The organism is Bacillus altaicus, assembly GCF_042136375.2.
GTDB classification, from domain to species: domain Bacteria; phylum Bacillota; class Bacilli; order Bacillales; family Bacillaceae_G; genus Bacillus_A; species Bacillus_A cereus_U.
Map to the genome: position 1 here is coordinate 59,712 of NZ_CM143394.1, position 15,604 is coordinate 75,315.

The window sequence follows — 15,604 nt, forward strand, 5'->3', positions numbered from 1 at the left end:
TAAACTTTCCAGTTCATAAAAAAAGAGCAGTTTCATCTGCTCTCTTTTCTTACTATTCAATCGGTAACATTGATAATGCAACACGACCTTTTTTCGTATCAATATCATCTACCCATACCTTTACAATTTGTCCCACGGATACAATATCTAATGGATGCTTTACAAATTGTTTGCTTAGTTTAGAAATATGTACTAAACCATCTTGCTTCACACCAATATCAACAAAGGCACCGAAATCAACAACATTGCGGATCGTTCCCTCTAATTCCATACCACGCTTTAAATCTTCTAATTTTAAAATCCCCTTTTTCAAAAGTGGCTTTGGCAACTCATCCCTCATATCTCGTTCCGGGCTAATTAAAGCATCCATAATATCAACTAGTGTCGGCTCACCAATCTCCGTCTCTTGAGATAATTTAGAAATATCTACTCCTTCTAAACTCTTTTGCAAATTTGGTTTCCCCACATCACTCTTCGATAACCCTAAGCTCTTTAATAGTAATTCAACATTTTTATATTGCTCTGGATGAATCCCTGTGCGATCTAATGGATTCGCTCCTTCTAATATACGTAAAAACCCGATACATTGTTCATATGTTTTTGCACCTAAACGCGGGATTTTCTTTAACTCCGTTCGCTTCGCGAATTTCCCATCTTCCTCACGCTTAGCTACAATATTTTTCGCAACTGTTTTTGATAACCCCGAAACATATTGCAACAATGCAACTGAAGCTGTATTTACATTAACACCAACTCGGTTAACTGCTGTCTCTACTACAAATGTTAATGATTCATTTAATCTCTTTTGAGATACATCATGTTGATATTGTCCCACCCCAACAGATTTAGGGTCAATTTTCACAAGCTCTGCAAGTGGATCTTGCAGACGTCTCCCAATTGAAACAGCACTTCTTTCTTCAACCTGTAAATTCGGAAACTCCTCGCGAGCTACATCAGATGCTGAGTACACACTAGCACCCGCTTCATTTACAATAATGTAAAATACATCTCGTTCTACATTTTGTAATACATCTACTATAAATTCTTCCGTTTCCCTCGAAGCTGTACCATTTCCAATCGCTATCATTTCAACTTCATATTTATCTATAATTGAAAGGATTTTCGTTTTTGCATCCTCATATTTACGAACAGGCGGATGCGGATAAATAACATCTATGTGAAGAACTTTTCCTGTATCATCTACTACAGCTAATTTACAACCGGTTCTATATGCTGGATCTACCGCTAACACAACTTTCCCTTTCATCGGAGGTTGTAATAATAAATTACGTAAATTCTCAGAGAAAATATGAATCGCTTGTTCTTCGGCCGTTTCCATTAATTCTTTACGAATTTCTCTTTCTATTGAAGGTTGAATTAATCGCTTATATCCATCTTCCGTCGCTAATTGTACATAATGTGCACTTTTAGAAGCTTCATCAAGAATCATTTTTTTATGTAAAAACTGAAGGATTTCTTCAATTGGCGTGATAACAGAAACTCTTAATACGTCCTCCTTTTCACCACGATTCATAGCTAGTACACGATGTGGCACTACTTTTTGCAACGGTTCTTCATAGCCATAATACATTTCATATATATTCTTTTCATCTTTTTCTTTATCTTTTACAGATGAAGACATAATCCCTTGTCGGAAAGTAGTATTGCGAATCCAACTACGATATGCCGCATTATCCGAAACAAGTTCCGCAATAATATCTTGCGCACCTTGCAACGCATCTTCTGCAGACGCCACTTCTTTTTCTGCATTAACAAATTCCATAGCCTTCTCTGCTGGATTTTCTTTTTTATATAACAATAGCCACTCAGCTAACGGTTCTAATCCCTTTTCTTTAGCAATTGTAGCTTTCGTTCTTCTTTTTTCTTTATATGGACGATATAAATCTTCTACTTCCTGAAGTTTTTTTGCAGCAACAATATGACGACGTAACTCTTCGGTTAGTTTCCCCTTTTCACCAATAAGACGAAGAACCTCTTCTTTCCTATCTTCTAATTGCATCATATATTGCCATCTTTCTAAGATTGCACGAATTTGCACCTCATCTAAGGATCCTGTCCATTCTTTTCGGTAACGAGCGATAAATGGAACTGTGTTACCTTCTTCTGTTAATTGAATAACATGACGAACTTGCTTTTCTGTAAAGCCTAATTCTTTCACTAACATTTTCATTAACCCTTGTCGATTATCTACCATTTCCATATCCAACCGTAACCTCCTCTATAATAAAAAAAAGTTGCCCTGTAAAGAGAGCAACTTAAACTGCCGATTTAAAAATCTATTAGTCCTAAACTAATTTGTAACGCTTCATCTACACGACTCATCATCACTTCATCTAAATGAGTGATTTTGTCCGTTAAGCGTTGCTTATCGATTGTTCGAATCTGCTCGAGTAAAATAACAGAATCTCTCTCAAAACCATACTTTTTCGCATCAATTTCCACATGAGTGGGTAATTTCGCTTTTTGAATCTGTGCAGTAATAGCCGCTACAATCACAGTCGGACTAAAACGATTTCCGATGTCATTTTGAATGACAAGAACCGGACGAACGCCTCCTTGCTCAGAACCAACAACTGGGGAAAGGTCTGCAAAATACACGTCGCCGCGTTTTACAATCAAAATATTACCCCCCGCTAACTAAGCGTTCTACTGTATGAGCTGCTTCATACTCTGCTAAGAAAGCTTCAGATGCAATACCAAGATTAATTTTTCCCATTTCAATGTACCCACGTCGCATTGATTCATGTTGGTAGCGTTTCTTCGTCTTATGTTGACGCAATAACAGTTGTGTTGCCTGGCAAATTAGTTCATGGCGATTCTTATTCTCTTGTTTTCCAATTCCGTCCAATTCCGTTACCATTTGCTTTGGCAACCGAACCACGATTTCAGTAGTTACACTTGATTCGGACACAAAAATACACCTCCACCGTCAACTACACACCCAAATATATATATGACACCTATTGTAATAATACCATTGTATGGAGCCTGTTGCAAAGACTTCCTTATTCCCTGCTTATGTTTTCCAATTCATAAACAAAACATTCATCTTCTTTTACTTTTCATCTCTTTCAAACAAGAAATAAAGCAATCCTTTCCGCAACATTTCATTGTAACTTATATTAATAACAATTATAAAAAGAAGATCCCTAGCAAAAAAGAGCCTATTTTCCATTAGCGAAAATCCCCTAAATGACGAGATACTGAGCGATAATACCTTCTTCTATATATCGTTCAAATAATTGATTACTTCTACAACTTTACCGTGTCGTATAAATATTCTCGGTACACGGAAGCTTATCGTTGCGATAATTTCATAATTAATAGTCCCGGAATATTCAGCGACCTCGGTAGCACTAATATACTCATCACCTTGTCTCCCAATGAGTGTAACTTTCGTACCAAGTGGCACTTCACAAGGAAGATGTATCATCAATTGATCCATTGTCACTCGCCCTACAATCGGTACTCTTTCACCATTTACAAGTACTTTAAACCCTTGCAACCTTCTAAGCCAGCCATCTGCATATCCAATTGCAACTGTCGCAATCCATTCTTCCGTTCTCGTTCGGTATGTGACATTATAACTAATCCCATCCCCTTTGATCACTTGCTTAATATGAGCAACTTTCGTATGAAGTGACAACGCCGGTTCCAATTTAAATGGTAAAAAAGGACGTATTTCTACAGATGGGGATAATCCATACATCGCAATACCAACTCGCACCGCATTAAATGTAATCCCTTGAAACCTTAACGTTGCAGCACTATTGGCTGTATGGACAAATTTAGGATTCACTCCAAATTCTTTCAACCAACTTAACTGCTGCAAGAATGTATTATATTGCTTATCAAAGTAAGAAGTCTCAACCTCATCCGCTGTTGCAAAATGCGTATATACTCCTTCTAACTCTAAAAATGGCGCACCTTCTAAACTCTTTAAGAACCCTTTTAATTCTTTGCGTTCACGTATTCCGATTCTCCCCATACCACTATCAAAATTAATATGGAATTTCATTATTGATGAACCATCCCAGAGCTTTATCGCTTCTTCCACCCATTCTTTTTGAAAAACAGTTAATGCTACATCATTTTCAGCAGCTACATTTACATCACGGGGCGGAGAAGGACCTAATACTAAAATCGGTGCAGTAATACCAGCCCTCCGAAGCACTAAGGCTTCATCTAAAAAAGCAACTGCTAATCTTGTCGCTCCTGCTTCTAATGCAGTTTTAGCCACCGGTACATAATCGTGCCCATATGCATTCGCTTTAACTACAGCAAAAATCTCTACATCACTTGGAATGAACTCTTTAATATGCGTAACATTGTTGTAAATCGCATCTAATTCCACTTCCACCCAGGTGTCACGGTAAAACGGTGCGTCTTCCATAAATACACTTCCTTATACACGATATGCGAAGCTTATTCTTTTATATGCTTCTTTTATGAAATCCACCTTCAAACTAAGAAAAGACGCGGTGCACATATATCACCACGTCTAAGATGTTTACTTCACCTGCTTCGCTGTAACCGAACGAGCAACCATCAACAACTCATTCGACTCTAAACCTTTAGACACGAGCATATATTCTACTCCGTTATGCGACCACGTTACAGAGTCTTTCGTCAATGCACCAATCGTGAAACCAAGATCAACCGGCTCTCCACTTACACTTACCGCCGATGAGGCCTCTGCAACTTTTGCCTTTTCTTGTATTAAAGTAAAGGATTTCTTACTTCCAGTGTATGTGAGTATTGCACGCTTGCCACTGTCTGTCTCCAACTCTTCTTCCTCTTTCAAAGTCATGCCTTGCGGCGTATCACGCGGATACAAAATAGCAAACGGTTTGTCTTCTTTCGCTGCCGTCTGAACATCCACTTGTGCTCTAGACATATTTTGTTTCGTATCAAATGCACCTTTATCAAACTTTGCATCAAACTTTACTTTAGTGAAATCTACTTTTACAAGGACATTTTGATCATTATCCATCAGCTTCACAGAAACTGGTGTTAAATCACTTTTATTCAGCTTAATTTCTTGTTTCGGCAACATATTTTGATGTTGATAATTTGTTTTTGTTTTAAATACATAATACTTATCTGTTTTCTCGAAAGAGAGATTTTTCTTATCTTGCAAAATATCTCTTACAAGTGATTCATATAAATAAGCCTGGCTACTATTTTGCGGCCAATCACTTTGAAAACGGAAACTCTTATTAAGCGCCGGTGTTAATACAAATACACCTTCATCATTTCTTAAAATAATTTGACTCTGATCCTTTTTCGCATTCTGCAAATTCACACGATAATACGAAGGTTCTTTATGCCAAATTTCTACATTGTACTCCTGAGGCTCATTTCCTGTTTTAATAGATAATTTCGCTTCAGCTTGATAACTCTTCATACTTTTAACTTTCGCTTCTAAATCTCTCACAACATCTTCCTGTTTCTTTTCCATACAACCCGCCAACACAAAAACGGTCAATAAACCGACAAGAACTAAAAACAGACGCCTTTTCATCACTTCAGCCCCTTTGCCCCTATAAATGAATGGAAGATATGCCTTCCTTATCGCTACCTCAAATATATGAGACAAAGATATAAAATATGCAGACTAGCGTGACGAGCTTTCCAAAACAACTTGAGCAACGGCAAATTCTTTACTATGACTAATTGATAAATGAACAATATGCTCTGTATTTGTAATGATAATCGGCTTACCTCTATCATCATTCCTTACTTCAATATCTAAAAAACTCACTTCTTTCCCGATACCGGTCCCTACCGCTTTAGAATACGCCTCTTTTGCTGCAAATCTTCCAGCTACGAATTCTGTAAGACGACTTCCTTTCAGCCCATCGGCAACGCCACGTTCTTTTTCAGTTAAAATACGTTCCATAAACTTAAGCTTTCCATCTAGCATTTTTTCAATTCGATTCAACTCAATAATATCGATTCCAATCCCTACAATCATTTCAAAATCCCCTTCTTCTATTTAGCTTTCTTCATTCATATTGTAAGAATAACAGAGAATCTTTCTGATGCAAAAGGAGTGATACTAACAACATGCTAATACCATCCACTCGCATTTCCCTACAACCGATTATCGTCTCTTTACTTCTTATACAATTAGTCATGATTATATTGAGTGACTTTTCCCTCTTTCACCTGGCAGCCTACAATGAATATATTGCTAACGGAGAATGGTGGCGTGTCATAACTTCCTTACTTGTACACGTAGACTTACAACATTTTCTTTCTAATAGTATTTGTTTATTTTTACTTGGTTCTTCTATTGAAAAACAACTAGGACACTTTTCTTTCATCATTATTTTTTTCCTATCTGGCATTCTCGGGAATATTTCTTCTTATATTATTATGCCTCTTGAATATATTCACGCCGGAGCATCTGGTGGTATTTTCGGATTACTAGGCGCCCAATTATTCCTATTGTATAGTCAATACCGTTCTTCAAAACCAAGAGACATCGCTATTTTTTCAATAATGATACTTATATTACTACTATTTACTTTCTTTAATCCCTCTGCCAATCCTATAAGCCATTTAACAGGACTGATCATCGGCGGCATGTGCACCCCTTTTTTAATAAAGTGAAACTTTATTAAAAAAGGGGTTTTGTCTATCCCCCACTGATTATTAGCCTTCACCAATCGGGCTTTTACGGGCAGCAGGGCTCCCACCTAACTTCCTCGCATTCGCTGAATTTTGAGGCGGGAGTCTTACTTCCCGGCAAATAGTGGGACAAAAAAAACCGATGGCGCAGAGCTTATTTAATATAGAAGCTCGCACCATCGACAATTTCCACATCTGTTTGTTTACTTAAATCTCTCATTAGTTGAAATAAAGACTCGTCCTTTTTCTTCGCCTCAATCATACAATCAATTTGCGGAACACTCCCCTTTATCTTTCTCAAAAAAGATAAGAAGGTATCTACATCAATAAAATCCGCATGTGCTCTTGGGTTTTTTCCATCTCTAGGACTAGAGATGTGCATTTTAATTGGTAACAAAGACGATTCCCACGTATGTACAACACGCGCCCAATCTTCATGCCAATCTTCCTGGTCATTATTCATCATATGATGATGCAAATCAAACACGACTGGAATGTCTAATTTCTCACCTAAATACAATGTTTCTTCTAAAGAAAAGGTCGTGTCATCATTTTCTAATATAATCATCTCTTGAATACCTCTTGGAACAGTTGACCAATTTTCTATAAAGCGTTCTAATGCGAGCTCCTTATCTTTATAACCTCCTCCCACATGTAATACACATCGTTGCTTATGCTCAATTCCCATACCCTTTAACAATTTTTTGTGCATCTGCAATGTCTTTACAGATTGTTTGAAAATACTCTCCTCAGGTGAATTTAGTACAACAAAATGGTCTGGATGGAAGTCAATTCGCATATTCATACGAATTGCATATTCACCTAATTCTTTCAGATTTTCTTTTAAAGGACGAATATAGCTCCAATCTAACAACTCCTCATGATTCGCTAAAGGAATAAGCTTGGAACTAAGTCGAAAGAAAGATATATCATGTCCTTTATTATGCTTTAATAATCGTAAGCAATTTTCCAAATTTGAATTAGCGATTCTTTCGAGTTTACGAATCGCAGCCTCTCGATCATCAATCCGCTGAAACTGTGCATATGTCATCGTTTGAGATGGAGATGCATTCTTCAAATGCACACTCATCGCAACATACCCAAGTCTTACAAGCATATAGCACCTCATTTCTATACGATTTATTATGTAGTATGCACAATTACAGAAATAAAAAAAGAGAATGCCAGCAAAGGGCATTCTCTTTTTTATTAAGCTTGTGGACGGCTATGATGTTTTCTTTCGCCGCGTCCATTTGAAGATCCAGGGCGACCTTCACCTTTACGACCACGGTTACCATCACGGCTACCACCATCACGGCTACCACTTCCACCATCACGATTACGATCACGGTTACGACCATCGCCACTTCCGCTTCCACTTCCACTTCCACCACGATTGCGATCACGGTTACGACCATCGCCACCGCCGCGTCCATCACGACTACGATTACGGTTACCATCACGGTATCCACTTCCGTTACCACCGCGTTTTTTAGAACCGCCACCGCCACCTCTTGAAACAACTGGTGGTTCTGATGTTAAAGCGATTGGAGTTGTATCCGGCTCTTTTGTCATCATTTTTAAAGCAGCAGCTACTACTGTTACAGAATCATTCTCTTCTAACATTTCTTCTGCAATACGCTTGTAGTATGATAAGTTTTCATTTTGGATTGTGCTTTGAAGTTTTTCAGCGATTAAACGTTGTTGACCTTCTAATGCCTCGTCAAGTGTCGGTGCTTCCATACGATCAACCTTACGTTTTGTTGTACGCTCAATATTTTTTAATTGTCCTGATTCACGTGGTGTTACAAATAACATTGCAATACCTTTTTTACCTGCACGGCCAGTACGACCAATACGGTGAACGTATGATTCTGGATCTTGCGGGATATCGAAGTTGTATACGTGTGTTACGCCTGAAATATCAAGACCACGTGCAGCAACGTCTGTTGCAACAAGAACTTCGATAGCACCTTCTTTAAATTTACGTAATACAGACATACGTTTTGCTTGTGTTAAGTCACCATGAATACCTTCTGCTGCATAACCACGTAAGTTTAATGCTTCTGATAATTCATCAACACGACGCTTTGTACGACCGAATATGATTGCAAGCTCTGGAGATTGAATATCTAGTAAGCGTGTTAACACGTCAAACTTATTCTTTTCTTGCACTTCTAAATAGAACTGCTGAATGTTTGGCATTGTTACTTCTTTTGCTTTTACTTTAATGTGTTGAGGCTCAGTCATGAAACGCTCAGCAATACGACGGATTGGATCTGGCATTGTCGCTGAGAATAATAATGTTTGATGTGTTTCTGGCACATCTGTTAAAATCGCTTCAATATCTTCAATGAAGCCCATGTTTAACATTTCATCCGCTTCGTCAAGAACAACAGTCTCTACGTTTTGTAAGCGAAGTGTTTTACGGTTAATATGATCTAAAATACGACCCGGCGTACCAACAATAATGTGTGGGTGTTTTTTTAGAGCACGAATTTGGCGGTTAATATCTTGACCACCATAAATTGGTAGAATACGAACACGTTTATGTTTACCAAGTTTGTATAGCTCTTCTCCAACTTGAATTGCTAATTCGCGCGTTGGCGCGATAACAATACCTTGAACTGCTTCTTTATTTGTATTCACTTTATCTAATAGTGGTAATCCGAATGCTGCTGTTTTCCCTGTACCTGTTTGCGCTTGCCCAATAATATCCTTACCTTGCAATGCATATGGAATTGTTTCAGCTTGAATCGGCGTAGCCTCTTCAAAGCCCATACTTTCAACAGATTGTAGTAAAGACTCACTTAATCCTAATTCTCGAAATGTTGTCAATGTTACTTCTCCTTTTCTATCCTATACTTATCATTTAAAAAAAGGCGTTTTCCGAACTTGCGGAAAAGCCCTTTTCCTGAATACTGACGTATAACCGGGCGTATATTCTTCACGAAAATACTTCTAAACGTTATTACACTTTATCAATTATAAGTTTTGTAGGTGTAAAAAGCAAACCCCAACTGTTACCTTATTTCATATTCAGAGCTTTTTTCTTTACTTTTATTTTTTTATCATTTACTGTAAGCGCTTATTATAAGTTTCCACTATTTTCGTGGCTATCATCCCTATTTATATACACCAATTATTTCAACATCGTAATTACTTCTTCTAATTTCATACCGCGAGACGCTTTTACTAGCACAACATCTTTTGCATCAACTACTGCTTGCAACTCTTTTGTTAACTCTTCTTTACTATCATACGCTTTTACACGGTCTTTAGGGAAATTAATTTTTGCACCTTCAGCAATTTGAGCCCCTAATTTACCATATGTGAATACATATGAGATCTTTGCTGGGTCAATTAATTTACCTACTTCATAATGAAATTGCACTTCTTGATTTCCAAGTTCTAACATATCACCAAGCACAACAATTTTTTTAGCAAATCCATCTAAGCCATTCATTAGGTGGAACGCAGCTTCCATAGCCGTTGGACTCGCATTATAGGCATCATTGATAATTGTTAAACTACTATCTGTTTTTACAATTTCCATACGCATACCTGTCATTTGAAGTGTTACTAAACCTTTTTTCATTTCTTCCCACGTTACACCAAAATGTTTCGCAATTGCCATTGAAGCAAGTGTATTATATACATTATGCTTTCCTAGCACCGGTAGATAGAATGACAAAGTTTCATCCCTGTTCATCTTAAAGTGTGTTCCAGTTGCCTGTAATGTTACAGTAGTTGGATAGTAATCATTTGCTCTCGCATCACCAAATGTAACTGTTTCTGCTGCTAAATTCATTTCTGGAACACGATTCGTTAATAGCGGCTCATCTCCATTATATACGAACACGCCACCCTTTTGTAAACCTGTAACAATTTCTAACTTCGCTTCAGCAATCGCCTCACGAGATCCTAAATCCATTAAGTGTGCCTCACCAATGTTCGTGATAATAGCTGCATTAGGACGAGCTAACTTAGATAGAAATTCAATTTCTCCTTGGCTTGACATGCCCATTTCTAATACAGCTACTTCTGTATTTTCCTCTAAATTTAAAATAGTAAGAGGTAAACCGATATGGTTGTTGAAATTACCTTCTGTTTTTTGAACTTTAAATTTAGTCGCAAGAATACTTGTTACAATATCTTTCGTAGATGTTTTACCATTACTACCCGTTACACCAACAACTTTTACATCCAATTGATCACGATAGTTTTTCGCTAACATTTGCAATGCTGCTAGTGTATCTTCTACAAAAATAACTGGAAGATTTTCAGGTGGGTTTTCTACACCTTTCATCCACAATGTAGCAATCGCCCCGTTTTCAACAGCTTTATCTACAAAAGCATGTCCATCGAAACGTTCACCTTGAATCGGAACGTATAAGTTTCCTTTTTCAATCTTTCTCGTATCAATAGATGCTCCTTGTACAGTAATTCCCTCATATTTCTCTGCTAATCCAGTACCATCTACCATTTTCTCTACTTGTTTTAACGTTCGCTTAATCATAAAAAAACACTCCTTACATAGAGGAAGCACTATTCCTTCGAATAGTGCTTCCTCCTTTTTTGTTAGATTGTATATTTAATTTTTTGTTTTTCTTCGTGACGTTCAATCGCTAAACGAATCAACTCTTCAATTAATTCCGGATACGGTAACCCTGTATGTTGCCATAATAGCGGGAACATACTAAACGGCGTGAATCCTGGCATTGTGTTTACTTCGTTAATATATACTTCTCCATCTTTCGTTAAGAAGAAATCAGCTCGTGTTAAGCCCGAACCATCTAATGATTGGAATGCAATAATTGCATCTCGCTTAATTACATTAGACTCTTCTTCTGTCATTTCAGCTGGAATAATTAACGCTGTATCACCATCGATGTATTTCGATTTGTAATCATAAAAATCTTTTTTTGGTACAATTTCACCTACAACAGAACATTTCGGCTCATCATTACCTAATACACCAACTTCTACTTCACGACCTACAATATTTTCTTCTACAATAATTTTACGGTCAAATTGGAATGCCTCTTCGAATGCATTCTCAAGCTCTTCACGATCGTTACACTTATTAATACCAACACTTGAACCAAGGTTTGCTGGTTTTACGAAGCAAGGATATCCTAATACTTCTTCTACTTTTTCATACGCTATTTCACTATCTTTTTCCCATGCGCTACGAATGAAAGATGCATATTTCGCTTGTTTCAATCCAGCTTCTGCAAAGATATTTTTCATAACGACTTTATCCATACCAGCAGCTGATGCTAATACACCGTTACCTACATAAGGAATGTTCATTAATTCTAATAATCCTTGAACCGTTCCATCTTCACCGTTTGGCCCATGTAGTAATGGGAAAATAACGTCAATAGCATCTTCCCCCGAAGTTGCAGACGGAATAATTTCTGTGCTTAATGATAACGGGGAAATCGCATTTTCTGCACCGCTCATTTTTAAAGTTTCAACGTCTGTTACTTCACCTTCAATACGCTCACCGCGTACCCATTGACCTTGTTCTGTAATATAAATTGGATGAATCTCGAATTTATCTTGATTTAATGCTTTAATAGCAGCAAGAGCCGTTTGTAGCGAAACTTGATGCTCAGCTGATTTTCCACCGTATAGTAAACCTAATTTAATTTTTGTCACTGAAATCACCCTAACCAATTGTTTTCATTTTTCTATTTTAGCACTTTTTATAAAAATAGGTAGTTCCTATTTGAAATAAAATGTAACTTCCACAGATAATTAAAAGACATCACTCATTGGCTTTCTATTTATTTTTTTCACAACTGCACAAAATTAAATCCTAAAATAAAATTTCAATCTAATCTAGTTATGTACCTAAAATATGTAGAAATCTCCTTTTTGTGTATGCCATCTATTTATTAAGAAGATCGTTTGGTCAGTGTGTCTTTTTGCCTTTTTTCAACAAGACGATCTAAAGAAACATATACAAAGCCTGCAACTACACATCCAACACCTAAAATTGTAAATAAGAAGTGACCAAGCAAACGATCCAATAGAAAACCACCAAGAAGCGGACCAAATGCCCCCCCTGTGATCCACTGCAAACTGGCCGCTCCCATATATGTTCCTCTCAAATGCTCAGGGGCCAAATTCGCTACAAACGTCATCTGTACAGGTGACATAATCATCTCACCTAACGTGTATATTGCATAAACGAACAGTAACGTTATTAAAATAATTGTAGCATTTGTATCTAATCCTCCAAACCACTTCGGTAACCACCCTATAAAAAACAAACCAATTCCGAACAAACACGCACCGTATAACATCGTCTTTCCGACAGGTTTATCTGCCGCCCATTTTGAAATTTGAAATTGAAATAAAACAACTAATAGTCCATTTAGCGCCATTAAATATGGATATGGATTATTAATGCCCTTCATTTCGTTATCAAAGTGCAGCGGCAACATGCCTTCTGTTTGAGAAAACCCCATAGAAATAATGATTCCCGCTAACAAATAAATCATTAACGCCTTATCTCTCATTAAAATTTTCCAAACCGCACCTGATTCCTTCTCTTCATTCTCTTCTTTTTTATCTGCGGCTTTTGGCATTGTCTCCTGAATAAAAATTAATACAAGTAATGCATAAAATAGCATTGTCGACGAAGCGATAATAAAAACAAGGTTCTTCGATAAAACAACTACTGATACTCCCATTATCGGTCCAATTGCAGCACCAATATTGTGTCCCATTCGCAATAAACCATATGCCTCTGTTCTTTTTTCTGGCGCCGTCACATCTGCAACCATCGCTGATGCCGCTGGATGAAATAGAGAATTACTTAACCCTAAAAAAATAGATAAAATGGCATATGGGATAAACCCTTCTATAAATAAAAAACCGAGCATTAGTAATGCATTACTCGCCATCGAAAATATCATGATTGGCTTTCTTCCATATATATCAGCTATTCTTCCGCCTATAAGTGAGCCAAAGCTTGCAGCAATTGGAGAAAGCGCCATAATAATTCCAACTTGTAATAAAGAATCTACCTTATCTTTTAAATATAGTGCAAAAAAAGGCATTAACATCATCATCGCAATTCCGTTCAATGTCTCACCGATAAATCGAATCCATACGTTACGATCCATCGCCCTTAGCTCACGCCATGTATTTTTCATACTCCCCCCCCTTAATTAACCAACAATTATCTTATAACAAATTCAGAAAAATGTAAATTTTCAAAACAAAAATCCATTCTAACAGAATTAGAATGGATTTTTCCACTTATAAATTTGCTACATCTTCTTCTTTTTTACTATTACTTAAAGCACTATGTTTTCGGCTATATAAAAAGTAAACTGCTATACCAATAACCATCCATACCCCAAAACTAATCCACGCTGTTCCGGATAACTGAAGCATTAAGTATAAACAAAAAATTACCGTTAACGCTGGTAAAAATGGTACAAGAGGCGCCTTAAATGCCCTTGGTAAGTCAGGATGAGTTCTTCTCAGGACAATAACCGCAACTGCTACAAGTGCAAAGGCTGACAATGTCCCCATATTTACAAGGTGTGCTAAAACATTTAAATCAATTAACCCTGAAATAAGTGCTGCAATAATCCCAGTTGTCCATGTATTTAAAAATGGTGTTTTAAATTTCGGATGAACTTTAGCAAGACGCTTCGGCAACAGCCCATCTCGGCTCATCGCATACGAAACACGAACTTGCCCATACATCATAACTAGCATTACAGTTGTAATCCCTGTAATTGCTCCTACCGAAATTACTCCCGCTAAACTATCTTGTCCAATAAATTGAAGTGCAAAGGCAACTGGATCTGATATATTTAGCTGTCCGTATGGAACAATTCCTGTCAAAATAAGTGAAACAACGATATAAAGAACAGTACAAATTAATAACGATGCGATAATGCCGATTGGTAAATCACGTTGCGGACGTTTCACTTCTTCTGCAGCTGTTGAAACTGCATCAAATCCTATGAATGCGAAGAATACTGTAGCAGCTCCAGCCATTACACCATCTAAACCAAATGGCATAAAAGGCGTCCAATTTTCAGGTTTTACATAATTAAACCCAGCAAAGATAAAGATAAGAACAACCGCTATTTTAATAAATACCATGATATTATTTATTCGTGCACTTTCACGAACACCTCTAGATAAAAGAGCTGTCATAACTAGAATAATTAGAACTGCAGGTAAATCAATTATTCCACCCTTTCCTGTACCAGGAGCCGAGGAGAGAATGGTCGGAATATGAATCCCAAATCCCTTTAATAACGATTGAAAATACGCTGACCATCCATTGGCTACAGCAGATGTAGCTAATAAATACTCGAGCATTAAATCCCATCCAATTAAGAATGCAAATACTTCTCCCATCGTCGCATACGTGTACGTGTACACACTCCCTGAGACAGGAACTGAAGAAGCAAATTCAGCGTAACAAAATGCAGCAAAGGCACAAGCTAATGCAGCTATAGCAAATGATAATATAATAGCTGGTCCAGAATGTTTCGCTGCTACAACGCCAGTAAGAACAAAAATACCAGTTCCAACAATTGCTCCGATTCCAAGCATTGTTAAATCAAGTGCCCCTAACGTTCTCGATAATGTCTTTTGTTTACTTTCTTGCAGTAACGTTGAAATCGGCTTCTTTTGAAAAATTTGCTTCATACTGTGCTCCTCCATGATTTTAGTTATCTGAAAATTTAATTTATTTTTTTATTTTACCCACAGTACGTTTTTTAGTCAATACTTTTGTCGGAATAAACAGAAAATCATCGAGATACGCGCTATACCCTTATCATTCTTTCTATAAAAAGATTCACACAATCATATCTATATATCTTTTCATAACTGTTTTTGGTATTATTATACATGTCGATTCCACAAAAGAGGCATGCTCCTTTATTGAGCATGCCTCTTT

At 37.2% G+C, this 15,604-nt stretch carries 13 protein-coding genes; 1 reads left to right on the forward strand and 12 read right to left on the reverse strand.

Annotation, left to right across the window (positions count from 1 at the left end; genetic code table 11):
• Positions 1–52 precede the first annotated feature (52 nt).
• From ACE38F_RS00300 to acpS, 6 genes are all read right to left on the reverse strand, one after another.
• Positions 53–2,221, reverse strand: a complete 2,169-nt coding sequence (locus tag ACE38F_RS00300; RefSeq protein WP_215556551.1) for a Tex family protein — start codon at positions 2,219–2,221, stop codon at positions 53–55.
• A 68-nt stretch (positions 2,222–2,289) separates the two neighbouring features.
• On the reverse strand, positions 2,290–2,640 hold the full coding sequence (gene ndoA / locus ACE38F_RS00305) for a type II toxin-antitoxin system endoribonuclease NdoA (RefSeq protein ID WP_000635965.1): 351 nt from the start codon (positions 2,638–2,640) through the stop codon (positions 2,290–2,292).
• A 4-nt stretch (positions 2,641–2,644) separates the two neighbouring features.
• On the reverse strand, positions 2,645–2,932 hold the full coding sequence (locus tag ACE38F_RS00310; protein WP_000004570.1) for an antitoxin EndoAI: 288 nt from the start codon (positions 2,930–2,932) through the stop codon (positions 2,645–2,647).
• 312 nt (positions 2,933–3,244) lie between these two features.
• Positions 3,245–4,414 carry an alanine racemase gene (gene alr / locus ACE38F_RS00315; RefSeq protein ID WP_215555028.1) on the reverse strand — a complete coding sequence of 390 codons (1,170 nt, stop codon included), beginning with the start codon at positions 4,412–4,414 and terminating at the stop codon, positions 3,245–3,247.
• A gap of 117 nt (positions 4,415–4,531) precedes the next feature.
• Positions 4,532–5,482: a LolA family protein gene (locus ACE38F_RS00320; protein WP_341307990.1), complete on the reverse strand. Its 951-nt coding sequence runs from the start codon at positions 5,480–5,482 to the stop codon at positions 4,532–4,534.
• 156 nt (positions 5,483–5,638) lie between these two features.
• A complete protein-coding gene (gene acpS / locus ACE38F_RS00325) occupies positions 5,639–5,998 on the reverse strand; it encodes a holo-ACP synthase (protein WP_215555027.1) in 360 nt (119 codons plus the stop codon).
• 92 nt (positions 5,999–6,090) lie between these two features.
• Here acpS and ACE38F_RS00330 point away from each other — a divergent pair, with 92 nt between their 5' ends.
• Positions 6,091–6,639 carry a rhomboid family intramembrane serine protease gene (locus ACE38F_RS00330; RefSeq protein ID WP_375371302.1) on the forward strand — a complete coding sequence of 183 codons (549 nt, stop codon included), beginning with the start codon at positions 6,091–6,093 and terminating at the stop codon, positions 6,637–6,639.
• Positions 6,640–6,811: 172 nt separating this feature from the next.
• On the opposite strand, the gene uvsE is transcribed toward ACE38F_RS00330, so the two are convergent.
• The 6 genes from uvsE to ACE38F_RS00360 all read right to left on the reverse strand — a co-directional run bounded on the left by uvsE (position 6,812) and on the right by ACE38F_RS00360 (position 15,351).
• Positions 6,812–7,774: a UV DNA damage repair endonuclease UvsE gene (gene uvsE, locus ACE38F_RS00335; RefSeq protein ID WP_375371301.1), complete on the reverse strand. Its 963-nt coding sequence runs from the start codon at positions 7,772–7,774 to the stop codon at positions 6,812–6,814.
• A 92-nt stretch (positions 7,775–7,866) separates the two neighbouring features.
• Positions 7,867–9,495, reverse strand: a complete 1,629-nt coding sequence (locus tag ACE38F_RS00340; RefSeq protein ID WP_375371300.1) for a DEAD/DEAH box helicase — start codon at positions 9,493–9,495, stop codon at positions 7,867–7,869.
• Positions 9,496–9,799: 304 nt separating this feature from the next.
• Positions 9,800–11,176, reverse strand: a complete 1,377-nt coding sequence (locus tag ACE38F_RS00345) for a UDP-N-acetylmuramoyl-tripeptide--D-alanyl-D-alanine ligase (protein ID WP_375371299.1) — start codon at positions 11,174–11,176, stop codon at positions 9,800–9,802.
• 62 nt (positions 11,177–11,238) lie between these two features.
• Positions 11,239–12,324: a D-alanine--D-alanine ligase gene (locus ACE38F_RS00350; RefSeq protein ID WP_215555022.1), complete on the reverse strand. Its 1,086-nt coding sequence runs from the start codon at positions 12,322–12,324 to the stop codon at positions 11,239–11,241.
• Between the two features lie 239 nt (positions 12,325–12,563).
• A complete protein-coding gene (locus tag ACE38F_RS00355; protein ID WP_341307863.1) occupies positions 12,564–13,829 on the reverse strand; it encodes an MDR family MFS transporter in 1,266 nt (421 codons plus the stop codon).
• Between the two features lie 106 nt (positions 13,830–13,935).
• Entirely contained in the window at positions 13,936–15,351 is a 1,416-nt protein-coding gene (locus ACE38F_RS00360) for an amino acid permease (protein ID WP_002159541.1), read from the reverse strand.
• Between the last annotated feature and the right edge of the window lie 253 nt (positions 15,352–15,604).

Excerpts from the sequence above, each read along its gene's own strand:
- ACE38F_RS00330 (WP_375371302.1), top strand. The coding sequence starts at position 6,091 with ATGCTAATACCATCCACTCGCATTTCCCTACAACCGATTATCGTCTCT.
- ACE38F_RS00345 (WP_375371299.1), bottom strand. The coding sequence starts at position 11,176 with ATGATTAAGCGAACGTTAAAACAAGTAGAGAAAATGGTAGATGGTACT.
- uvsE (WP_375371301.1), bottom strand. The coding sequence starts at position 7,774 with ATGCTTGTAAGACTTGGGTATGTTGCGATGAGTGTGCATTTGAAGAAT.
- ACE38F_RS00320 (WP_341307990.1), bottom strand. The coding sequence starts at position 5,482 with ATGGAAAAGAAACAGGAAGATGTTGTGAGAGATTTAGAAGCGAAAGTT.
- ACE38F_RS00300 (WP_215556551.1), bottom strand. The coding sequence starts at position 2,221 with ATGGAAATGGTAGATAATCGACAAGGGTTAATGAAAATGTTAGTGAAA.
- acpS (WP_215555027.1), bottom strand. The coding sequence starts at position 5,998 with ATGATTGTAGGGATTGGAATCGATATTATTGAGTTGAATCGAATTGAA.
- alr (WP_215555028.1), bottom strand. The coding sequence starts at position 4,414 with ATGGAAGACGCACCGTTTTACCGTGACACCTGGGTGGAAGTGGAATTA.
- ACE38F_RS00360 (WP_002159541.1), bottom strand. The coding sequence starts at position 15,351 with ATGAAGCAAATTTTTCAAAAGAAGCCGATTTCAACGTTACTGCAAGAA.
- ACE38F_RS00355 (WP_341307863.1), bottom strand. The coding sequence starts at position 13,829 with ATGAAAAATACATGGCGTGAGCTAAGGGCGATGGATCGTAACGTATGG.